The organism is uncultured Lutibacter sp., from assembly GCF_947495725.1.
Lineage (GTDB): Bacteria > Bacteroidota > Bacteroidia > Flavobacteriales > Flavobacteriaceae > Lutibacter.
Window position 1 is genome coordinate 93,056 of record NZ_CANLZZ010000006.1, and the last position, 22,929, is coordinate 115,984.

General features: G+C 31.6%; 16 protein-coding genes. 15 read left to right on the forward strand and 1 reads right to left on the reverse strand.

Features of this window, described 5'->3' with window-relative positions; all coding sequences use genetic code 11:
• The first annotated feature begins 19 nt into the window (after nt 1–19).
• The 10 genes from Q0776_RS14185 (at nt 20) to Q0776_RS14230 (ending at nt 15,684) form a co-directional block, all read left to right on the forward strand.
• Nucleotides 20–1,306, forward strand: a complete 1,287-nt coding sequence (locus Q0776_RS14185) for an MFS transporter (RefSeq protein WP_366139408.1) — start codon at nt 20–22, stop codon at nt 1,304–1,306.
• A gap of 3 nt (nt 1,307–1,309) precedes the next feature.
• Complete coding sequence (locus tag Q0776_RS14190; RefSeq protein ID WP_298369596.1) at nt 1,310–2,473, forward strand: mandelate racemase/muconate lactonizing enzyme family protein; 1,164 nt, start codon at nt 1,310–1,312, stop codon at nt 2,471–2,473.
• A gap of 100 nt (nt 2,474–2,573) precedes the next feature.
• The gene (locus Q0776_RS14195) at nt 2,574–3,299 is read left to right on the forward strand and encodes a FadR/GntR family transcriptional regulator (protein WP_298369598.1); all 726 of its coding nucleotides are present in this window, start codon (nt 2,574–2,576) and stop codon (nt 3,297–3,299) included.
• A gap of 18 nt (nt 3,300–3,317) precedes the next feature.
• Nucleotides 3,318–4,478, forward strand: coding sequence for a galactonate dehydratase (gene dgoD / locus Q0776_RS14200; protein ID WP_298369600.1), 1,161 nt, complete (start codon nt 3,318–3,320; stop codon nt 4,476–4,478).
• 54 nt (nt 4,479–4,532) lie between these two features.
• Entirely contained in the window at nt 4,533–6,848 is a 2,316-nt protein-coding gene (locus tag Q0776_RS14205; RefSeq protein ID WP_298369602.1) for a sulfatase-like hydrolase/transferase, read from the forward strand.
• A gap of 142 nt (nt 6,849–6,990) precedes the next feature.
• Nucleotides 6,991–8,523 (forward strand): alpha-L-fucosidase, encoded by a 1,533-nt coding sequence (locus Q0776_RS14210; RefSeq protein ID WP_298369604.1) that lies wholly within the window; start codon nt 6,991–6,993, stop codon nt 8,521–8,523.
• Nucleotides 8,524–8,692: 169 nt separating this feature from the next.
• Nucleotides 8,693–10,285, forward strand: coding sequence for a sulfatase (locus Q0776_RS14215; RefSeq protein ID WP_298369606.1), 1,593 nt, complete (start codon nt 8,693–8,695; stop codon nt 10,283–10,285).
• A 6-nt stretch (nt 10,286–10,291) separates the two neighbouring features.
• Nucleotides 10,292–12,103: an arylsulfatase gene (locus Q0776_RS14220; RefSeq protein ID WP_298369608.1), complete on the forward strand. Its 1,812-nt coding sequence runs from the start codon at nt 10,292–10,294 to the stop codon at nt 12,101–12,103.
• A gap of 138 nt (nt 12,104–12,241) precedes the next feature.
• Nucleotides 12,242–13,801 carry an alpha-L-fucosidase gene (locus Q0776_RS14225; RefSeq protein ID WP_298369610.1) on the forward strand — a complete coding sequence of 520 codons (1,560 nt, stop codon included), beginning with the start codon at nt 12,242–12,244 and terminating at the stop codon, nt 13,799–13,801.
• A 26-nt stretch (nt 13,802–13,827) separates the two neighbouring features.
• Nucleotides 13,828–15,684 (forward strand): sulfatase, encoded by a 1,857-nt coding sequence (locus Q0776_RS14230; RefSeq protein WP_298369614.1) that lies wholly within the window; start codon nt 13,828–13,830, stop codon nt 15,682–15,684.
• Nucleotides 15,685–15,748: 64 nt separating this feature from the next.
• Here Q0776_RS14230 and Q0776_RS14235 read toward each other — a convergent pair whose 3' ends face one another.
• On the reverse strand, nt 15,749–16,234 hold the full coding sequence (locus tag Q0776_RS14235; protein WP_298369617.1) for an Lrp/AsnC family transcriptional regulator: 486 nt from the start codon (nt 16,232–16,234) through the stop codon (nt 15,749–15,751).
• Nucleotides 16,235–16,421: 187 nt separating this feature from the next.
• On the opposite strand from Q0776_RS14235, the gene hisC reads away from it, so the two are divergent.
• The 5 genes from hisC to fahA are packed head-to-tail and all read left to right on the forward strand — an operon-like array spanning nt 16,422 to nt 22,928.
• Nucleotides 16,422–17,546, forward strand: coding sequence for a histidinol-phosphate transaminase (gene hisC, locus Q0776_RS14240; RefSeq protein ID WP_298369620.1), 1,125 nt, complete (start codon nt 16,422–16,424; stop codon nt 17,544–17,546).
• A gap of 37 nt (nt 17,547–17,583) precedes the next feature.
• Nucleotides 17,584–18,744: a homogentisate 1,2-dioxygenase gene (locus Q0776_RS14245; protein WP_298369622.1), complete on the forward strand. Its 1,161-nt coding sequence runs from the start codon at nt 17,584–17,586 to the stop codon at nt 18,742–18,744.
• A gap of 11 nt (nt 18,745–18,755) precedes the next feature.
• A complete protein-coding gene (hppD, locus tag Q0776_RS14250) occupies nt 18,756–19,922 on the forward strand; it encodes a 4-hydroxyphenylpyruvate dioxygenase (RefSeq protein ID WP_298369625.1) in 1,167 nt (388 codons plus the stop codon).
• Nucleotides 19,923–19,932: 10 nt separating this feature from the next.
• The gene (locus Q0776_RS14255) at nt 19,933–21,678 is read left to right on the forward strand and encodes an aromatic amino acid hydroxylase (RefSeq protein WP_298369627.1); all 1,746 of its coding nucleotides are present in this window, start codon (nt 19,933–19,935) and stop codon (nt 21,676–21,678) included.
• Between the two features lie 14 nt (nt 21,679–21,692).
• The gene (gene fahA / locus Q0776_RS14260) at nt 21,693–22,928 is read left to right on the forward strand and encodes a fumarylacetoacetase (protein ID WP_298369628.1); all 1,236 of its coding nucleotides are present in this window, start codon (nt 21,693–21,695) and stop codon (nt 22,926–22,928) included.
• The last annotated feature ends 1 nt before the right edge of the window (nt 22,929 follow it).

A 22,929-nucleotide genomic window follows, 5' to 3' on the forward strand; every position in this document is an offset into this window, starting at 1 on the left:
AATAATATATAAAAGTATAATGATCAACAAACCCAAAACAAATAAACGCTACCATATTCTTTCTATGATTTTTTTTACAGTAGTAATAAATTATTTGGATAGAAGCAATATATCTGTTGCAGCACCAGCATTAAGGGAAGAATTAGGATTAGATACAATCCAAATGGGATATATTTTTTCTGCCTTTGGATGGACTTATGCGTTATTGCAAATTCCAGGAGGAATAATAGCCGATAAGATTAAATCGCGTGTTTTATACACTTTTATTTTAACATTTTGGTCAATTGCAACTTTGTTCCAAGGATTAATTAATTCATTTATTATTTTACTTGGATTAAGAGCAAGTATTGGAATTTTTGAGGCACCATCATACCCAATAAATAATTTGGTAGTAAGTAGATGGTTTCCCGAAAGTGAAAGAGCTTCTGCAATTGCCGTTTATACTTCAGGACAGTTTTTAGGTCTTGCTTTTTTAACACCTGTTTTAGTTGCCATTCAAGATTCATTAGGATGGCGAGGATTGTTCATAGTTTCTGGAATAATTGGAATAGTTTGGGCGGGAATCTGGTATTATTTTTACAGAGACCCAAGAGATCATAAATCTATAAGTAAATCTGAATTAGATTATATTGAAAAAGGTGGAGGCTTGGTTGGGTCAAAAAGCGTTAAAGAACCTGCTAAGAAATTTGATTGGTCAGATTTAAAATATGCTTTTAAGTATCGAAAATTATGGGGTATTTATATTGGACAATTTTGTCTTGGAGCAACAACAATATTTTTTCTAACGTGGTTTCCAACCTATTTAATTGAGTATAGAGGTTTAGACTTTTTAGAGTCAGGATTTTTAGCGTCAATACCATTTTTAGCTGCATTTTTTGGAGTTTTATTATCTGGTTTTACGTCAGATTTTTTAATTAAAAAGGGTTATTCACCAGAAATTTCAAGAAAAGCACCCATAATTTTTGGAATGTTACTATCTACTTGTATTATCGGAGCAAATTATACTGATGATACTTTTTATGTAATTCTATTTTTGGCATTAGCATTTTTTGGAACAGGTTTAGCAAGTATAGCTTGGGTTTTTGTTTCCTTATTAGCACCTAAAAAACATTTAGGATTAGTTGGAGGAACTTTCAATTTTATTGGAGGTTTATCCGGAATTGTTATTCCAACAGTTATAGGATATTTAGTACAAGAGGGCGATTTTAAACCAGCCTTATTTTTTATTGGAGCAATAGCCTTTTTAGGTTTTTTTAGTTATACATTTATAGTAGGAAAGGTTGAACGCATTGTTACAAACGAATAAAATATGAAAATTACCAATATTATACCATACCCAATTAATGTGGGCTCAGGAAGTCAATTAATAGTTAAAATTGAAACAGATTCTGGATTATATGGTTGGGGAGCTTCCGGACTTTCAGGAAGAGAATTAGCAGTTGTTGGAGCAATTGAACATTATAAACCACTTTTAATTGGAAAAAATCCAATGCAAATTGGTGCAATTTGGCAAGACTTATATAGAGGTCAATATTTTGAAGGTGGTAGGGTTTTAACTGCTGCCATTTCAGCAATAGATATTGCCTTGTATGATTTAAAAGGTAAAGCACTTGACGTACCAGTTTACGAACTTTTAGGTGGGAAGCAACGAGATTTTGTACCTTGTTTTGCCTCTGTTAGATTTTCTTCATTGGATGAGTTAATGGAGCACTCAAAAAAAATGGTGAAAAATGGATGGGATATGTTACGTTTGGCACCCGCAGAATTTGAAACCTTAGGAAATACAAATCCTTATAAATTTGAGCCAAGAGAGTCTATCGCCATTATTGCAGACTGGGTAACAGCATTGCGAAAAGAAGTTGGTACTAAAATAACAATAGGTATCGATTACCATACGCGGTTAACAATTCCAGAAACTTATTCATTTATTAAAAGAATGCCGGAAGGAACACTTGATTTTATTGAAGAACCAATAAGAGATGAAAATCCGGGAGCATATAAAGAACTTAGAAAGTTAATAAATGTGCCTTTCGCAATAGGTGAAGAGTTTTCAAGTAAATGGCAGTTTTTACCATTTTTAGAAGAAAATATTACACAATATGCTCGAATTGATGTATGCAATGTTGGAGGTATTACTGAAGCAATGAAAGTTGCATCATTAGCAGAATCTCATTATATAGATTTAATGCCACATAATCCACTAGGTCCAATTTGTACAGCAGCAACAATTCATTTAGCAGCTGCTTGTCCTAATTTTAGTTGGTTGGAAGAAGTTAATACAGGAGCTCATGTAACAACTAACGATCCTAAATTTTATCCAAAGCAACCCAAATTAGATGGGCCCAGATATCCGGTTTCAGATATTCCAGGTTTAGGAGTAGAAGTTGATGAAGAATTTGTAAGACAACAAGAATTTAAGCAGGTGGAAATTCCTAGATTAAGACGAAACGATGGCTCTTTTACAAATTGGTAATTTTTAAAAAGGAAGTAATAAATCTTTAAAATATAATTTAAAATTTTAGAATTTATAGTATTTCATTCTTAATTTTACCCTAATTATTAAAGTATAAATTATGTTAAATCAATTAGGTAACAAAAAATCACTTACGCAACAAATCGAAGATGAATTGACAGATGCAATTAGACGAGGTGATTATCTTCCTGGTGAAAAACTTCCAACTGAAAATGAACTTTGTGAAATTTTTAATGTTAGTAGAACTTCAATTAGAGAAGCGGTAAAAAGATTAAGCGCCCTTGGAATTGTTAAAGTGAAAAGAGGAAGTGGTGTTTATGTTTCAGAAATGAGTATTAAAAATACATCTGAAATATTAAATATGTTTTTTGAACTTTCAACTAATGAAGATGTTATACTTCAAACTATTGAGGCTAGATTATTATTAGAACCTCAAATAGCGGTACAAGTAGCTAAAACAAGAACAGAAGAGCAATTAGAAATACTTAAAAGTAATATGAAAGCTATGGAAGAGTGTTCTTTGGAAAATAAAAAAAGAGAGATAGAGTTGGATAATGATTTTCATAGGACATTACTTTTAATTGTAAATAATAAAGTCTTGAGTTTACTATTGAGCCCAATATTTAATTTAATGCCAAAATTTAAAATGAGTGTTTTCGCTAAGCCTTTAAAAGGGCATACAGTTGCCGAAGATAAAATAATAATGCTTAATCATCATAACAATATTTTAAATGCAATTATTGAACAGAATGAAGAAAAAGCGGCTAAATCAATGATTGATCATATTAATGAAACCCGAAAAAACTATTTTAGATCTATAGACTAACAAAATAATAAAACAAATATGACGAATGACTTAAAAATTGAAAAAATAGAGCTATTTAAAGTTCCGCCAAGATGGTTATTCGTTAAAATTACTACAAAATGTGGAGTTGTTGGATGGGGTGAGCCAGTTATTGAGGGAAAAGCAGATACCGTATTGGCCTGCGTAAAAGAACTTGAAAAATATTTAATTGGAAAAAGTGCAAATCAGATTGAAGATATTTGGCAAGTATTGTATCGCGGAGGATTTTATCGAGGTGGTCCAATTTTAATGAGCGCTATCTCAGGTATAGATCAAGCACTATGGGATATAAAGGGTAAGTATTTAAATGTCCCAATTTATGAATTGTTGGGTGGTGCAGTTAGAAAAAAAATTAAAATGTACTGCTGGATAGGTGGAGATAATCCTGATGTTATTATAGAACAAGCAAGAGAAAAAGTTAATGAAGGTTATAGTGCTGTAAAAATGAATGCTACCGGAGGCTTAGAATGGATTGCTTCATTAAATGATGTTAAAAAAGCTACAAATAACATTAAACTTTTAAGACAAGAATTTGGAAACGATTTAGATATTGGAATTGATTTTCACGGTAGAGTTCACAAAGGAATGGTAAAACGTCTTATTGATGAATTAGCACCATATAATCCAATGTTTATTGAAGAGCCCGTTTTAAGTGAAAATAACGAAGCTTTAAAACACATTTATCCATATACAAGTATTCCAATAGCAACGGGAGAAAGAATGTTTTCTCGTTGGGATTTTAAAAATGTTTTACAAGAAGGTACCGTAGATATCATTCAACCAGATGCAAGTCACGCAGGTGGAATATCAGAACTTAGAAGGCTAGCAACTATGGCAGAAACATATGATGTTGCTATTGCTCCACATTGTCCGCTTGGACCTATATCTTTGGCATCTGCTATACAGGTTGATTTTGTTTCATCTAACTTTTTAATTCAGGAAAGTAGTATTGGTATCCACTACAACCAAGGTTTGGATTTCCTAAATTATATGATGAATCCTGAAGTTTTCGATGTGAAAGATGGGTATATAAATTTATTGAGAAAACCTGGCTTAGGAATTGAAATAGACGAAGAAAAGGTTAAAGAAGGTGCAAAAATTGGTCATAATTGGAGCAATCCAATATGGAGAAATAACGATGGTAGTTTTGCTGAATGGTAACCAATTTAAAATCAGTAAAGTAATTAGCTTTTTTAAAATATTAAATAAACTAAAATGAGAACATCAAAGAGTGCTACGTCAAATAATTTTATAAATTATATAATTGTATTGATGTTTATTTTTATTGGAACATCTTGCAATTCTTCAAGTAAATCGTTGTTAAAAAATAAAGAAAACAACCCTCCAAATATTATTCTAATAATGGTAGATGATTTAGGTTATGAATCTATTGGGTGCTATGGAGGTACGTCATATAAAACACCAAATATTGATAAGTTAGCAAGTACAGGTGTTCTTTTTAATCAAGCCTATGCACAGCCGCTATGTACAAATACGAGGGTGAAATTAATGACAGGGAAGTATAATTATAGAAATTGGACTTCATTCGGAATTTTAGATCCAAGTCAAAAAACTTTTGGACATCTAATGCAAGATGCTGGCTATGAAACCTGCATTGTAGGTAAATGGCAATTGCAAAGCTATGACCCCATAGATTATCCTGGAGCAGAGTATAGAAGAGGTACTGGAATGGATGCAGATAAAGCAGGTTTTGACGAGTATTGTTTATGGCATACAGGACATACAGAAGATAAAGGATCTCGTTTTGCTAATCCAACTATTTTACAAAACGGAAAAATATTGGAAAATACGAATGGGAAATATGGTCCAGATATTTTTTCTGATTATTTAAATGAATTTGTTTCACGACAAAGCGAAAAGCCATTCTTTGTTTATTATCCAATGGCTTTAACACATAATCCGTTTTCACCAACTCCTCGAAGTAAGGAATGGAATGAAGAAAATAAAAGATTTGAAGATAAGCCGGTTTATTTTAAAGATATGGTTGAGTATACCGACAAAATTGTAGGTGATATTGTTAAGAATTTAGATAAAAATGGTTTAAGGGATAACACATTAATACTATTTTATTCTGATAATGGAACAAACCAACAAATTTATTCCAAAATGGGCAATAAAATTGTTAGAGGAGGAAAAGGATTAACCATTAAAACAGGAATTAAAGTGCCATTTATAGCTAACTTTCCTGGGTTTGTTAAAACTGGTGAAACAGATGAATACATTGATGCAATTGATTTTTTACCATCTATTTTAGAGGTTGCTGGTAAAAAGGTTCCGACAGGTTTTCATACAGATGGAGAAAGTTTTGTTTCAGTTTTAAAAGGCGAAAATAATAATCGTAGAGATTGGATTTACATGAGTTACAATCCAAAGCCTGGTGTTGGTAAACAAAATTTTTATCCTTCGGAATTTGTATTTAATAAGAATTACAAATTATATGGAGATGGAAGATTCTATAATCTCGATAAGGACGAATTAGAAACGAAACAATTAATAAAAGCAAACTATTCTACTAAAGAAATAGCAATAAAACAAAGGTTTGAAAAAATAATTGATTCATTAAAAAAATACCCTTCATTTGGGGAAATTGAAAGATTAGATACATCTTTAGATACAATTATTTCGAAACACGCAAGGATAGATTTAGTTGCGCAAGGATTTAATTGGTCAGAAGGTCCAGTATGGCAACCAAAAGGACAAAAGTTAATTTTTTCAGATGTTCCAGAAAACAAGGCATATCAATGGAATGACATTTCAGGATTAAGTGTTTATTTGTCTCCTTCAGGAAGTACTCCAAACTTACCGAACAAAAAAATAAAAGGTTCTAATGGTATTACATTAGATAACCAAGGTAATTTAATTTTATGCCAAACTGGCGATAGAATTATTAGTAGACTTGTTTCTCGAAAAGATTCTAGCGATGTGGTTTTCGAACCAATAGCCACGGAATACAATGGTAAAAAGTTTAATTCTCCAAATGATTTAGTTTACGATTCAAATGGAAATTTATATTTCACTGACCCAACATTTGGATTAGGTAAAGGTAAAAAAAGTGAAATTGGATTTAATGGAGTGTATTTTTTAGATAAAAATGGAAAAGTAAAATTAGTAAGTAAAGATGTGAAATTACCGAACGGAATTGAAATCTCTAATGATGGTAAAATTTTATACGTAGCAGATTCAGATAAAGATTTTCCAAAAGTTTGGGCATTCGATATTGTTGAAGAAGGTGTTGTAAAAAACAAAAGAATTTTTTTCGATGCAACTAAATTACATAGAGCTAGTATTAGTAAGCAATGTCCTGATGGAATGAAAATTGATAAGGATGGGAATTTATTCCTTGCAGGACCCGATGGCGTTTTAATTTTGTCTCCAACAGGAAAACATTTAGGCACCATAAGAACAAATAAAAATACAGGAAATTGCGCTTTTAGCGATGATGGTAGATTTTTATTTATTACTTGTGACGATTTATTATTAAGAGTAAACCTTAGGCCTTATGAAAAATAAAGAGGTTTAATAAAATCCATATATTGTAGGAAATAGGACGTTTGTAGTTATAAAATGAAAGTTTTATAACTAATTTTGAGTACACTTCAATTAAAATTAAAGAGATTTAATCTGATAATCAATAAAACTAACTGAACTCATTATGAAAAATTTTAAATTAATAGCTTTTTTAATAGTTACAATGCTGTTTGGGTGTAAGTCGGAGAAAAAAGAAGCAGTAACTTCGGATGTTGCTATAGAAAAATATCAACCAAATTGGGAATCTTTAGCAACAAATAATAAAGAACCAGATTGGTTTTTAGATTCTAAATTAGGAATATATTTCCATTGGGGACCATATAGTGTTCCTGCTTTTGGAAGTGAATGGTATCCTCGTTGGATGTATGTTGAAAATAGAGAAAAGTGGGGGAAAGGAACATTCCAATATCATGAGAAGAATTTTGGTCATCCCTCAAAATTTAACTACCATGATTTTATTCCAATGTTTAAGGCTGAAAAATTTGATGCAGCAGATTGGGCAACGTTATTTGAAAGTGCTGGAGCAAAATTTGCTGGACCAGTAGCTCAACATCACGATGGTTTTGCAATGTGGGCAAGTAAGGTAAACCCTTGGAACGCTAAAGATATGGGGCCTAAGAAAGATATTCTTGGAGATTTGTATGAAGAACTAAAAAAACGTAATTTAAAAACAATAGCTACATTTCATCACGCTCGTACTTTACAACGATACACTAAAGATACAGTAAATTGGGGTGGTAATGCAAGTCATTATCCATATAATCCAGAATATGCAACCTCTTCAACAGATCCTAAACTAAAGTATTTGTATGGTAATTTAGAAGAAGAAGAATTTAATCAATATTGGTTAGACGAAGTTACTGAAGTAGTTGATAATTACCAACCAGATATTATTTGGTTCGACTCTTGGTTAGATAAAATTCCTGAAAATTATCTTAAAAAAATGGTTGCGCATCAATTTAATGCTGGTGTTAAGAATAATAAAGAGAATTTAGTAGCGTATAAGCAAAAAGATATTCCTAGAAATGTTGGTGTATTAGATATTGAACAAGGAGGAATGAAAGAAATGTCTCCAGATTATTGGTTAACAGATATTACAATTAGTGATGGTAGTTGGTGTTTTACAAACGGTCTTAAATATAAGGATGGACCACTGTTAATAAGAAATATGATTGATGTATGGAGTAAAAAAGGAATTGTTTTGTTAAATGTTTCACCAAGAGCCGATGGAGTAATTCCAGACGAACAACGTGCTATTTTAGCTGAAATTGGTAACTGGACTAAAACGCATGCCGAAGCTATTTACGGAACAAGAACTCATGATATTTATGGGTATGGTGTAGCTAAAATTGAAAAAGGTCATTTTGGAGGACAGTCTGCAACTATAAAATATAGTGAAAGTGATATTAGATTTACGACTTCAAAAGATAAAAAAACATTGTACATTTTTTGTTTAGGGAAACCTAAAGCAAATAGCAAAATTGAAATTAAACACATATTCCCAAATAATGCCATAAAGCAAATTAAAAAGGTTGCTTTAGTTGGAAATGGCACTAATGTTAAACGAAATATTAAAAATAAAGTGCTAGAATTAACTACTCCAGATGCAAATTTAATGAATGATATTGCAACTGTTTTTAAGGTTGAATTCGAATAGTATTCTCTAAAATTTAGTTAAAAATAAAAGGCAGTATATATAATGTATACTGCCTTTGTTATTGAATAGTCCTAATAAAGAACATTTATGTTATAATCAAGATCATATGTTTATTTATAATCTTTAGCTATTGGTTAACTTTGGTTATATTAATTTTTGAAATAAACATATGAAAAATATTAAGTTATTTAGTTTTGTAATTCTTGCATTTTACTTGCTAGTTTCTTGTGCTCAAAAAGAGAAATTAGAAAAACAAGATGAGCGTCCAAATATCATTTTTTTATTATCTGATGATCAAACTAGTATAGCTACTGGTTGCTACGGAAACGATCAAGTAGTTACTCCTAATATGGATAATTTAGCCGCAGAAGGTGTCCTATTTGCAAACCATTACAATACAACTTCAATTTGTATGGCAAGTAGAGCAAGTATTATGACAGGTATGTACGAGTACAAAACAGGTTGTAATTTTATGCATGGATCTTTGCGTACGGAGAAATTTCAAAAATCATATCCGGTAATTTTAAAACAAGCAGGTTATTTTACAGGTTTTGCAGGTAAATTTGGGTTTCCAGTTTCTAATGAAGATGGTTGGGACGATAAAAATATGAAGGTCATTCCATCTGAAGAATTTGATATGTGGGGTGGTGGTCCAGGACAAACACAATATAAAACAGCTAATAATCCAAGTATAGCTAAGTATGCAAAACAATATCCGCATAGTACAAGAGCATATGGTGCTTGGGCAAACGATTTTATTTCCGAAGCAAAAAAATCTGGCAAGCCGTTTTGTATGTCCATAAGTTTTAAGGCACCACACTTACCGTTTACACCAGATAAGTATTTCGATTATGTGTATGAAAACAAAAAATACAAAAAACCTGCAAACTATGGTGCCGAAAATGCAAAACACCTAGCTCCTCAAGCAAAATCAGGTCGACAATACAATAGTTATAATTTTTGGAGAGATTCTGAAGAAAACTACCAGGAAGCAATTACCAAATACAATCAGTTAATTCACGGTGTAGATTATGCGTTAGGAATGATTCGTAAATCGTTAAAAGAACAAGGAGTTGATGATAATACTATTATAATTTTTACAAGTGACAATGGTTATAGCTGTGGAGCACATAATTTTGGAGGAAAAGTATTGCCTTATGAAGAAGCTTCGAAATCACCTTTAATTATTTACGATCCTCGATCCCCAAAGAGTTCAAGAGGTGTTAAACGAGAAGTTGTTACCGCAAATATAGATATGGCTCCAACAATTTTAACCTACGCAGGTGTTGAAATTCCAAAAAATATGGATGGTGAAAACTTAATTCCTTTAGTGAATAAGCAAAATGGAATTAATCGTGAAACAGTTGCTTTAACAAATATGTGGGGTAATGATGAAATTCAAGCAATGTCGGTAGTTTCAAAAGATTGGAAATATATTTATTGGCAATTTGCAAATGATGAAATGCAACCTATTGAAGAGCTTTTTAATATTGGTAAAGATCGTTTAGAAATGAATAATGTTGCCAATAATTCAGCATATAATATGCAGCTGAAAAAGATGAGAAAGCTATATGATGAACAATTAAAACATATAGAAAGTGAAGCTTTAAATTATAACGACTATAAAAAATATGGAATTCTTTTTGATCGTAATGCAAAGGCTGCAGATAAAAAACAATATTTAACAGGTGATTATCAAGAGGTTTTAAGGCAACAGGCAATTAATCAAGCTGAAAAAAGAAAAGCTCAAAAGAAGAAGTAGCAAATTATGAGAAATAAAATTTTTTATTCAGTGTTAATATTAGCAGCCATAAATTGCTGTAGAATTAACGCTCAGCATCAACCAAAACAGCCCAATGTAATTTTTATTCTTACTGACGATCAAGGTTACGGAGATATAGCTGCACATGGCAATAAAGTAATAAAAACACCAAATTTAGACAATCTTCATAATCAGGCAGTTCGTTTAATTAATTACCATACAGGTCCAACTTGCGCTCCAAGTCGTTCTGGTTTAATGAGTGGTGCTTATGGAAACAGAGCAGGTGTATGGCACACTATAGGTGGTTGTAGTATTTTACGTGAAAAGTTTGTTGCAATGCCACAGGTTTTTAAAGAAAATGGGTATGCAACTGGTATGTTTGGGAAATGGCACTTAGGAGATGCATATCCTTATTTACCGGAAGACAGAGGTTTTGATGAAACAGTGTATCATGGAGCTGGAGGGATTGGACAAACGCCAGATTATTGGTTAAATGATTATTTTGAAGATACTTATTTTAGAAATGGAACACCCGAAAAATTTAAAGGGTATTGTACGGATGTGTTTTTTGAAGAAGCAATTAAATTTATTGAAAAGAAAAAGGATCAGCCATTTTTTGCTTATATATCTACAAATGCACCACACGGACCATTGAATCTTCCTAAAGATTATTACGATTTATATAAAAATGAAAAATCTATTACCGATGCTCAAAAAGCATTTTATGGAATGATTACCAATATTGATGATAATATTGGAATTTTAGAAAAAAAATTAAAGCAATTAGGTATTCAAGATGATACTATTTTAATTTTTATGACCGATAATGGTACAGCAACTGGGCATACAGTTATAAAAGGAGAAACTTATGGTTTTAATGCCGGTATGCGTGGTCATAAGGCATCTCAATATGATGGAGGGCATCGTGTACCATTTTTTATTCGTTGGAATGGTGGAAATGTAAATGGCGGATTTGATATAAATAACATAGCAATGAACTATGATATTTTACCAACACTTATTGACCTATGTTCGTTGTCTAAAATTGATGGGCCAGCATTTGATGGAATAAGCTTAAAGCCGTTACTAACAAGAGAAGTTGATTCTTGGCCGCATAGATATACATTTACCGATAGCAATAAAAAACAACACCCCAAAAAATGGTACAAATCTGCTGTTATGGATGATAATTGGAGGTTGATTGATGGTAAAGAATTGTATAATATTAAAAGTGATGTTGGGCAAAAAATAAATGTAGCAAAAAAGTTTCCTAAGAAGTTCGAAGAAATGAAAGCAGCTTATGAAAAATGGTGGAAATATGTTTCACAAGATTTTGGACGCTATGAAGCCTATAAAATTGGAGTTTCTCATATAAAAGAAACGACTCTTACTAATCATGATTTACATTCTGAATCTCCACTTGCTTGGAATCAATCATATATTCGAGATCCTTTTTATAAGAAAAAACCCGCAATGCCACAAGGTTATTGGATGATTGATGTTCAACAACGAGGTGAATATGAAATTGAATTGAGAAGATGGCCAAAAGAAGCCAATTTAGCAATGAATGCAACCGTTCCACAACAAGGAGTTAGAACAAAATGGACTGAAATTCGTCCTGCGGGAATTCAACTTAATTTTAAAAAAGCAACTCTAAAAATTGAAGGGATTTTACAAGAGCAAGAGGTTGATATGTCTAAGAATTCAGTGAAATTTAATGCTTTTCTATCTAAAGGAAGGCAACAAATGCAAGCGTATTTTACGAATGATAACAATGAGGATTTAGCTTCTTTTTACTTATATATCACAAAAAAGTAGTTAAAAAACCATTTGTTACTTGTTTTGCAACAATAGTTGTTATTAGTCAAGTAAATATTTCATTATTTCGTAACCTAAAATAGTAATCAGTTAAATCTGTAACAAAAGAAAAAAAATAATAATTCAAAAATAAGAAGTATGCAATTTAGTTTTTTAAGGAAACTTGTTTTATTAGTAGCAGTGGTTAGCGTCGTAGGAGTTACAACCACAAAGGCTCAAGAAAAATTTGAAGAAAATTGGGAATCATTAAGCAAAGTTGATGAGCAACCAGAATGGTTTAGAGATGCTAAATTTGGAATTTATGCACACTGGGGCCCGGTTTCAAATGCCTTTGTAGGAGCAGATGCAAAAACACATTATGCTGGATGGCACGGTATGAAAATGTATGAAGATGGTAAAAAAGTTCCAACAAAAAATGGAAAGGCCACAACTAATTTTGTGCATCATAAAAAGAAATATGGAGATCCAAAAAGACATGGTTATACTGAAATTATAGAAGAATTTAAACCTACGGGTTTTAACGCTAAAGAATGGGCAGATTTATTTGCTGAATCTGGAGCTAAATTTGCTGGTCCAGTTGCAATGCATCACGATAACTTTGCAATGTGGGATGCGAAATCTACACGTTGGAATTCCATGAACTACGGAGGAATTGATCCTTCAGCAGCTTTGAAAAAAGAAATTGAAGCTAAGGGAATGAAATTTATGGGGTCATTTCACCACGCATTTACTTGGAAATATTTTGCTCCTGCGCACAAATATGGAGGTGTTAACCCAAAGGATTACGATTTATACACAAATCCACATAGTTTAGAGTCTGATACTCCAGATGCCGATTTTTATGAGCAATGGTGGGCTAAATTAAAAGAATTTATTGATGTTTATCAACCAGATGTAATTTGGTTCGATTGGTGGTTGGAAAATATGACAGAAGAATGTCGTCAAAAATTTCTTGCTTATTACTATAATAAAGGAATTGAATGGAATAAAGATGTAGTTGTTTGTTACAAAGAAACTACATTTCCTGAAGAAACAGCTATTAAAGATTACGAAAGAGGACGTCCAAATCAACCAAAAGAACAAGTTTGGTTAACAGATACTTCACCAGGACAATGGTTTTACCGTCCTGGAGCAAAATTTAAAACACCTAATGAATTGGTTGATATTTTAGTTGATATTGTGGCTAAAAATGGATCAATGTTATTAAATGTACCACCAAACCCAGATGGGTCAATTCCAGAAGAAATGGCCTACTTATTAAGAGAAATGGGAGGTTGGTTAAAAATAAATGGTGAAGCTATTTTTAAAACAAGACCTTGGACGGTATTTGGTGAAGGGCCAACGCGTCTACCAGAAGGAGGGCACAAAATTGAAAAATTAAAAATTGAGTATAAAAATTCAGACATTCGATATACAAAGAAATCTGATAAAGAATTTTATGCAATTGTAATGGATAAGCCAGAAGGTGAAACTATTTTAAAAACTTTAAGTACAGATATTGGTGTTTTGAATTCAAACATTGTAAATATTGAGTTGTTAGGTAGTGATGAGAAAATTTCTTGGGAAAGAGACAGCCGAGGGTTAGTGATAAAAGCTCCAAAATCTGTACCTTCGCAATATGCACACGCGTATAAAATTACATTAGAAGGGTATACAGAAAATAATATCGGAGGAGCTGTTGAGACGCATGTAGACTAATAAAGTTTATATATAAAATTAATAAAATGAAATTTAGATTATCGTTAGCAGTATGTTTAGTTGTTTTACAAGTGTTTACAGCTTGTAGCCAGAAAGAAAAACCGGTTGAACATCCAAATATTGTTTGGATAGTTTCAGAAGACAATTCAAAACATTATTTAAAAATGTTTGATGAACATGGAGCTGAAACACCAAATATTGAAAGTTTAGCTGAACACGGATTAACATTTACACATGCTTTTTCAAATGCAGCTGTATGTAGTGCAGCGCGTTCTACATTAATTTCATCTTCTTATGGGCCGCGTTTAGCCACACATTTTCATAGGAAGTTACAGCAGGTTCCAATGCCAAATGGAGTGGAAATGTTTCCAGCTTATTTAAAAAAAGCTGGCTATCATACAACAAATAATGCTAAAGAAGATTACAACATTATTAAAAACGATAATGTTTGGGATATGTCTTCAAAAAAAGCAACTTGGAGAGATCGTAAACCAGGACAACCATTTTATCATGTGTTTAATATTGAAACAACACATGAAGGTCGTTTACATTTTTCTCGAGAGGATATGAAAAAAGGAACAATAACAGATCCAAATTCTGTTTTCGTACAACCAAATCATCCACAAACAGAGTTGTTTAAATTTACAAATGCTTTTTACCACGATAAAATTCAGCAAATGGATAAACAAGTTGGTGAGGTAATTGTAAAATTAAAAGAAGATGGTTTGTATGATAGTACATTTATTTTCTATTATGGTGATCACGGTGGTGTATTACCAGGAAGTAAAGGTTATATAAATGAAATGGGGGTACACGTTCCATTAGTTGTGCATATTCCATCTAAATACCAACATTTAGTGGATGCTACTCCAGGTTCAAAAACTGATGGATTTGTAAGTTTTGTAGATTTTGGAGCAACAGTTTTAAATCTTGCAGGTGTTGAACTGCCTAAAGGAATTGATGGAAATCCATTTTTAGGTAAAGGTGTAACTTCGGCAGACTTGGAAAGTAGAGATGAAACATTTAGTTATGCAGATCGTTTTGATGAAAAATACGATATGGTTCGTGCGGTAAGAAAAGGAAAGTATAAATATATTAGAAATTACCAACCATTTAATTTTGATGGTTTAATGAATAATTATCGTTATAAACAATTAGCATATCAAGAATGGGCAAAATTGTATGCTGAAGGTAAACTTAACGAAGTTCAATCTCAATTTTTCGAAACAAAGCAACCAGAAGCTTTATATGATGTTGAAACGGATCCATTTGAAACAAATAATTTAGCTGACAAGGCTGAGTTTGCAACAGTATTAAAAGATCTAAGAGCAAATTTAAACAGTCGTATAAAATCTATGCCAGATTTAGCATTTTATCCAGAGTTTTATTTAAAGCAACAAGGTTTTAATAATCCAGTAGAGTTTGGTCAACAACACAAGCAAGATATTGAAGCGTATATAGATGTTGCAAATTTAACGTATTTAAGTTTTGAAGATGCAAAATCTAAAATTCAAGAAAATTTAAAATCAGAAGATGCATGGAAACGTTATTGGGCATTAATTGCTTGCAGTAGCTTTGGAGAAAAAGCAAATGATTTTGTTGCTATTGCAAAAGAAATTGCAAAATCAGATTCTGAATTAGTTAATAGAGTTAGGGCCGCTGAGTTTTTAGGTTTAATAGGAGTTCAAAATCCTGTTGAAGTTATGACCAATGCACTTTATGACTCAAAAGATGGAGCCGAGGCATTATTGATTCTAAATTCTGTAGTTTTAATGAAAGATGGAGCAAGAAAATATGTTTTTAATATTAAAGAAGATAAAATAAATAAAGAAGTACTGGAGGAAAGTCAAGTATTAAGACGATTGGAATATATCAATCAATAACACATTTTAAATATTCAAAAAAGAGTCTGTGTCAAAGTATTTTGATACAGGCTCTTTTTTATGTTTAAATGGAATCTTTTAAAAATGTTAAATCTAAACTAGTAGTGTTTTTACTATTTTTTATTGCGATATAGCTATGAACATTTCCAAGTTCAGATATGAGAGATAATTTAGTTTGAACAAAGGTTTCATAAGCATCAATATCGGCTAAAACTATTTTTAATAAAAAATCAAAATTTCCCGATACTTGATAGCATTCAGTAACTTCATTAAAACTGTTTACTTGATTTTGAAAATTTTGTAAATAACTTCTGGTATGTCCTTTTAATTTAACTCCAATAAAAATAGTTTGTTTTAAACCAATTTTTCGTTCATTTAAAATTGCCACATATTTATCTATAAAACCCTCTTTTTCTAGCTTTTTAATTCTTTCGAAAACAGGAGTTGGCGAAAGATTCAATTTTTCGGCTAATTTTTTTGTGGTAATCCTGCAATCTTTTTGAAGTATTTCAAGAATTTTTAAGTCTGTTTTATCAAGTCTAGATTTCATTTCAGAATATTATTTGGTTTAATTAATATGATAAATGTCATAAAAGAATAAAAATACATAAAAAATGTAATAAATAGATAAATATTCTAAATATAGTAATTATAGTAGTTAAAAATAACATTAACGTTTGTTTGTTGTTAAATTTGATAGAAGTCTAAGCTCTTATTATTTTCTAAAAAAATATATAATGAATATTACTACTAAAACTATAAAATCACTTTTTAAACCTTATTTAACCGTAAAAAATGGTTATAAAGGAGGTAAGGGAGTGTCTCAAAAAAAAGAAGGTCAAAAAACATATAAATTATCTTCTAATGAAAATCCTATAGGAACATCTCCTTTAGCAATAAACGCAATTAAAGAAGCTATAAAAGATTTGCATTTATACCCAGATACAACTGATATTCGTTTGCGAGAGGCTTTGGAAGTTTATTACAATAGAGAATTAACTAAAGATCAATTTATTTGTGCAGCAAGTGGTTCCGAAATAATAGATTTAACAATTAGGGCTTTTGTAAAAGAAGGTGATGAGGTTATTGTTTCAACACCTTGTTTTGTGCCTTATAAAATGTTTTCACGTTGGTCTGGAGCAAACGTTATTGATGTTCCATTATTTGAAAACGGTTATAGTTTAAATGTAGAGGGAATTTTAAAATCTGTAACAGAAAAAACAAGAATTGTATTTTTAACAAGTCCTAATAATCCAACAGGATCTTATATTTCAAAACAAGAATTGAAATATTTGTTGAGCGAATTACCTCAAGATATTGTAGTTGTTTTTGATGAGGTTTATTGGCATTTTGCAAATGCAGAAGATTATACAATAGCAAAATCATATATAGCTAAATATCCTAATTTAATTGCCATTAATAGCTTTTCAAAAACTTATGGTTTGGCTTCGTTAAGAGTTGGATATGCCTATATGAATGTTGATGTAGCAGCGTATTTACGTCAAATTTGTAAACCTTTTTTAATTACAAAATTGTCTTTGGAAGGTGCAATAGCTTCGTTAAAAGATGCTGTTTTTATTCAAAAAACAGTTGAAACAATTCATTCTGAAAAAATATTTTTAGAAGTAGAATTTGAAAAATTAGGAATTCAATTTTACCCAACGCAAGCTAACTTTTATTTAATAACACCACCAATTCCATCAAATGAGTTTGTGCAGTTTTTGGTTGAAGAAGGAATAGCAGTAAGACCTGTTGATAATTTTGGAGCGACAGGGAAAGTTAGAATTACAATTGGAACACGAGAAGCAAATATAGCTTTGATTAAAGCATTAAATAAGTTGAAATTAATTTCACTTAATTAATTGCTTATATAAAATACTAAACTAAAAAAATCACATAATGGCACGTTATCACACTTTAGGGAGTATCCCTAGAAAGCGTCATACTACCTTTGAAAAAACTGAAGGAGGTTTGTACCAAGAAGAACTTTTTGGTACTGCTGGTTTTTCAGGAATATCATCGCTTTTATACCATATTTATCCGCCAACAGTTGTAAATGAAGTTAAAGATTTAGGTTCGGTTGCACCAAAAATTGGGATAGAAAAAAATATGAAAGCATTGAGCTTTAAAGGTTTTTCAATTCAATCAGAAGAAGACTTTTTGGAGAGCAGAAAAACATTGTTTGTAAATAACGATTTACACATTGGTTTGGCTGCTCCCAAAGGTTTTTCAAAAACGTATTTTTATAAAAATGCCGATGCCGATGAAATGTTATTTATTCATAAAGGTTCAGGAAAATTAAATACTTGTTACGGTTCTATTTCTTTTAAATATGGAGATTATGTAATTATTCCCAAGGGAATTATTTATCAGATTGAATTTGATTCAGAAGATAATAGAATTTTATATGTAGAATCTTTTGAGCCAATTTTTACACCAAAAAGATATCGAAATAATTTCGGGCAATTATTAGAACATTCACCATTTTGTGAGCGCGATTTTAGATTGCCTGAAAACTTAAAAACATTTGATGAAAAAGGTGATTTTAAGGTGAAGGTAAAAAAGCAAGGAAATATGTGGGAATACACCTATGGAAATCATCCTTTTGATGTGGTTGGCTGGGACGGATTTCATTATCCGTTTGCATTTTCAATTCACGATTTTGAACCAATAACAGGAAGAATTCATCAACCGCCACCAGTTCATCAAACTTGGGAGTCGGCAGGTTTTGTGGTGTGTAGTTTTGTACCTAGAATGTACGATTATCACCCAAAATCAATTCCAGCTCCGTACCATCACTCAAATATAGATTCGGATGAATTGTTGTACTACGTAGATGGCGATTTTATGAGTAGAAACAATATTGAAATAGGTCAGTTAACATTGCATCCAGGAGGAATTCCACACGGACCACATCCGGGAGCTATTGAAAGAAGTGTAGGAAAGAAATCTACAGAAGAATTAGCTGTAATGATTGATCCTTTTAGACCATTATCTATTACTGAAAAAGCTTTAAAATTACAAGTTGAAGATTATTATAAATCTTGGAAAACAAACTAAAAAAATTAAAAATGTCAGCAGAAATTAAAAATTTAAAAGATTTACAAAACACCGAGTATTCATTAAAGAAATTGTTTGATGATGCGGAAGATTTTCTTCCATTATTAGGAACAGATTATGTAGAATTATACGTAGGTAATGCCAAGCAATCGGCAAATTATTATAAAACCGCTTTTGGTTTTCAATCTGAAGCTTACGCAGGGTTAGAAACTGGAATGAAAGACCGAGTTTCGTATGTGTTAAAGCAAGATAAAATTCGTTTGGTTTTAACAACTTCTTTAGAAGAAGGTGGCGAAATAAACGAGCATATAAATAAGCACGGAGATGGTGTAAAAGTTGTTGCTCTTTGGGTTGAAGACGCAACAAAAGCTTGGGAAGAAACCACAAAAAGAGGAGCAAAATCGTATATGGAGCCTACACGAGAAGATGATGGTGAAAATGGCTATGTAGTTCGTTCTGGAATTCATTCATACGGTGACACCGTTCACGTTTTTGTGGAAAGAAAAAACTACAAAGGTGTGTTTTTACCAAACTATAAAAAATGGGATTCTCATTACAATCCAGAACCAGTAGGTTTAAAATTTATTGACCATATGGTTGGTAATGTTGGCTGGGATGAAATGAATAAATGGTGTGAGTTTTATGCAAAAGTAATGGGGTTTGCGCAAATAATTTCATTTGATGATAAAGATATTTCAACAGATTTTACGGCTTTAATGAGTAAAGTAATGTCTAACGGAAATGGGCGAATTAAATTCCCAATTAATGAACCTGCGGAAGGGAAAAAGAAATCTCAAATTGAAGAGTATATAGATTTTTACAATGGACCAGGAGTTCAGCATATTGCTGTTGCTACAAATGATATTGTTTCAACAGTTTCAGCAATGAGAGATAGAGGTGTTGAGTTTTTATATGTGCCTGAAAATTATTACGATGATTTATTAGAGCGTGTTGGAGAAATTGATGAGGATATTGAGGTTTTAAAAAAACACGGTATCTTAATAGACCGAGACGATGAAGGTTATTTACTGCAATTGTTTACAAAACCTGTGGTAGACAGACCAACAATGTTTTTTGAAATTATTCAAAGAAAAGGCGCAGAATCTTTTGGAAAAGGAAACTTTAAAGCATTGTTTGAAGCTATTGAAAGGGAACAAGAAAACAGAGGAACACTTTAAAAAAATAGTAGTGAATTCTAAAAATAAAATAGAATTAAATAGCGTAACAAAAAGGTTGCCAAAGCATTTGCTTAAATTCATTGTAAAGCAACCTTATGAGGAATATACAGCTCAAAACCAAGCTGTGTGGCGCTATGTTATGCGATTGAATATTGATTACCTAAAAAATACAGCACACAGTTATTATTTAGATGGCATAGAAAAAACAGGAATTTCCGTAGATAGCATTCCTAAAATGGAAGGAATGAACAGAATTTTGAAAGAAATTGGCTGGGCAGCAGTTGCTGTTGATGGATTTATTCCTCCAAATGCTTTTATGGAATTTCAGGCTTATAATGTGTTGGTAATTGCATCAGATATTAGAACGTTGGAACATATTGAATATACGCCGGCACCAGACATTATTCACGAAGCGGCTGGACACGCACCTATAATTGCAAACCCTGAATATGCTGAATATTTAAGACGTTTTGGTGAGATTGGAAGCAAAGCAATTTCGTCTGATAAAGATTATGAAATGTACGAGGCCGTTAGGCATTTATCAATTGTAAAAGAAGATCCAAATACTTCAGAAAATGAAATTGAAAAAGCTACTGAAGTGGTTAATAATCTTCAAAATAATATGGGTGAATTGTCTGAAATGGCTCAAATTAGAAATTTGCATTGGTGGACAGTTGAGTATGGATTAATTGGAGAACTCGAAAATCCAAAAATATACGGAGCTGGTTTGCTTTCTTCAATTGGAGAGAGTAAAACTTGTTTAAAAGAAGAGGTTAAAAAGATTCCGTATTCTATTAAAGCTGCTCAACAAAATTTTGATATTACTAAACCACAACCTCAATTATTTGTAACTCCAAATTTTGCTCATTTAAGTTATGTTTTGGAGAAGTTTGCAAATACAATGGCGGTTAGAAAAGGTGGTTTAAAAGGGATTCAGAAGTTGATTGTTTCAAAAAATATTGGAACTATTGAGTTAAGTACTGGGTTACAAATTTCAGGAGTTTTTACCAATGTAATTAGTAATGAAAATAAACCAATTTATATTCAAACAACTGGAGAAACAGCATTAGCTTCTAGAGATAAAGAGTTAATCGGTCACGGAGTAATCTACCATAAAGAAGGTTTTGGAAGCCCTATTGGAAAGTTGGAAGGAATTAACTTGGCAATTGAAGATATGTCGCCAAAAGATTTGGAGGTGTATGGAATTTACGAAGGTTTAAATACTGAATTATTTTTTGAAGGTGGAGTTAAGGTTAGCGGACAAATAATTACAGGAGTTAGAGATTTACAAGGAAAAATTATGCTGATTTCTTTTAAAAATTGTACGGTTACTTATGGCGATGAAGTTCTTTTCAAGCCAGAATGGGGAATTTATGATATGGCGGTAGGTAAAGATGTTGTTTCCGCATTTTCTGGACCTGCTTCAAGTGAATCTTTTGAAGATATTTACGAAGTTCCTTCAGAAAAAACTCATAAGATAAACTATTCAAAAAATGAATTAAAGCTTCATTCTTTTTATGCTGAAATAAGAAAAATGAGAGAAACCGAAGAATTAGATTTAGCTAGAATTGAAACTATTTTTAATGAAGTTGTAAATAATTTTAATAATGAATGGTTGTTGTTTTTAGAAATGTACGAACTAACTCATAAAAATGAAGGCAGTTTTTCAGAAGTTGTTTTAAAACAATTAGAAGAACTAAAGCAAGAAGACAAAAACAAGAAATTAATTGAAGATGGTTTAAAACTACTGTCTTAAAAAGAAAAAATACAATGAAAACGTGGTTTAAAATATCTGATAATTCAGATTTTACAATATATAATATTCCATTTGGAATTTTTTCAACTCCAACTTCAAAAAAGAGAGTTGGAATTGCAATTGGCGAGTCTATTTTAGATTTATCTGTTGCTTATGATTTGGGCTTATTTTTAGAGTTAAACTTTTCAAAAGCTGTTTTTGAGTCGGACTTTTTAAATGATTTTATTTCATTAGGGAAATTGACAACTAATAGGGTTAGAACTATAATTCAGCAAGAATTGTGTAATGAAAACTCTATTTTAAAATCTTCAAAAGAAGCTTTTATTCTTCAAAATGAAGCTGAAATGCATTTGCCGGTTAAAGTTGGTGATTATACCGATTTTTATTCGAGCATTGAGCACGCTACAAATGTTGGAATGATGTTTAGAGACCCTGAAAATGCTTTGTTACCAAACTGGAAACACATTCCTGTTGGTTATCACGGTAGAGCTTCGTCGATTATGGTGAGCGGAAAAAATATTCATAGACCAAAAGGACAAGTTTTAAAACCAAATGAAACTTTGCCAGTTTTTGAACCTTCAGCGAGAGTGGATTTTGAATTGGAAATGGGTTTTATAATTGGGAAGAAAACTGAAGTTGGAGATTCAATTTCAACAAAAAAAGCAGAAGATTATATTTTTGGAAAAGTATTATTTAATGATTGGTCTGCAAGAGATATTCAAAAATGGGAATATGTTCCTTTAGGTCCTTTTTTGGCAAAGAATTTTGCTTCATCAATTTCACCTTGGGTGGTAACATTAGAAGCTTTGGAGCCTTTTAGAGTTGCTGGTCCAGAGCAAAACCCAAAAGTTTTACAGCATTTAGAATACAATGGCTTTAAAAATTTTGATATTAATTTAGAAGTGTCAATTGCTCCAAATAATTCAGAAGAAACAGTTGTTAGTAAGTCTAACTTTAAATATATGTATTGGAATATGTCGCAACAATTGGCACATCATACAAGTAATGGTTGTAATGTTAATGTGGGCGATATGTTAGCTTCAGGAACTATAAGTGGAAAAAGTAAAGATAGTTACGGTTCTATGTTAGAGTTATCTTGGGCTGGAAAAAATCCGGTTAAATTGAACAATGGAGAAGAACGTAAATTTATAGAAGATTATGATACTGTAATTATGCGTGGCTATTGTAAAAAAGATGAAATAAGAGTTGGTTTTGGTGAAGTAAAAGCTCAAATATTACCTTCAAAATAAA

Coding starts and splice junctions, on each gene's coding strand:
- Q0776_RS14185 (WP_366139408.1), top strand. CDS start 20: ATGATCAACAAACCCAAAACAAATAAACGCTACCATATTCTTTCTATG.
- Q0776_RS14190 (WP_298369596.1), top strand. CDS start 1,310: ATGAAAATTACCAATATTATACCATACCCAATTAATGTGGGCTCAGGA.
- Q0776_RS14195 (WP_298369598.1), top strand. CDS start 2,574: ATGTTAAATCAATTAGGTAACAAAAAATCACTTACGCAACAAATCGAA.
- dgoD (WP_298369600.1), top strand. CDS start 3,318: ATGACGAATGACTTAAAAATTGAAAAAATAGAGCTATTTAAAGTTCCG.
- Q0776_RS14205 (WP_298369602.1), top strand. CDS start 4,533: ATGAGAACATCAAAGAGTGCTACGTCAAATAATTTTATAAATTATATA.
- Q0776_RS14210 (WP_298369604.1), top strand. CDS start 6,991: ATGAAAAATTTTAAATTAATAGCTTTTTTAATAGTTACAATGCTGTTT.
- Q0776_RS14215 (WP_298369606.1), top strand. CDS start 8,693: ATGAAAAATATTAAGTTATTTAGTTTTGTAATTCTTGCATTTTACTTG.
- Q0776_RS14220 (WP_298369608.1), top strand. CDS start 10,292: ATGAGAAATAAAATTTTTTATTCAGTGTTAATATTAGCAGCCATAAAT.
- Q0776_RS14225 (WP_298369610.1), top strand. CDS start 12,242: ATGCAATTTAGTTTTTTAAGGAAACTTGTTTTATTAGTAGCAGTGGTT.
- Q0776_RS14230 (WP_298369614.1), top strand. CDS start 13,828: ATGAAATTTAGATTATCGTTAGCAGTATGTTTAGTTGTTTTACAAGTG.
- Q0776_RS14235 (WP_298369617.1), bottom strand. CDS start 16,234: ATGAAATCTAGACTTGATAAAACAGACTTAAAAATTCTTGAAATACTT.
- hisC (WP_298369620.1), top strand. CDS start 16,422: ATGAATATTACTACTAAAACTATAAAATCACTTTTTAAACCTTATTTA.
- Q0776_RS14245 (WP_298369622.1), top strand. CDS start 17,584: ATGGCACGTTATCACACTTTAGGGAGTATCCCTAGAAAGCGTCATACT.
- hppD (WP_298369625.1), top strand. CDS start 18,756: ATGTCAGCAGAAATTAAAAATTTAAAAGATTTACAAAACACCGAGTAT.
- fahA (WP_298369628.1), top strand. CDS start 21,693: ATGAAAACGTGGTTTAAAATATCTGATAATTCAGATTTTACAATATAT.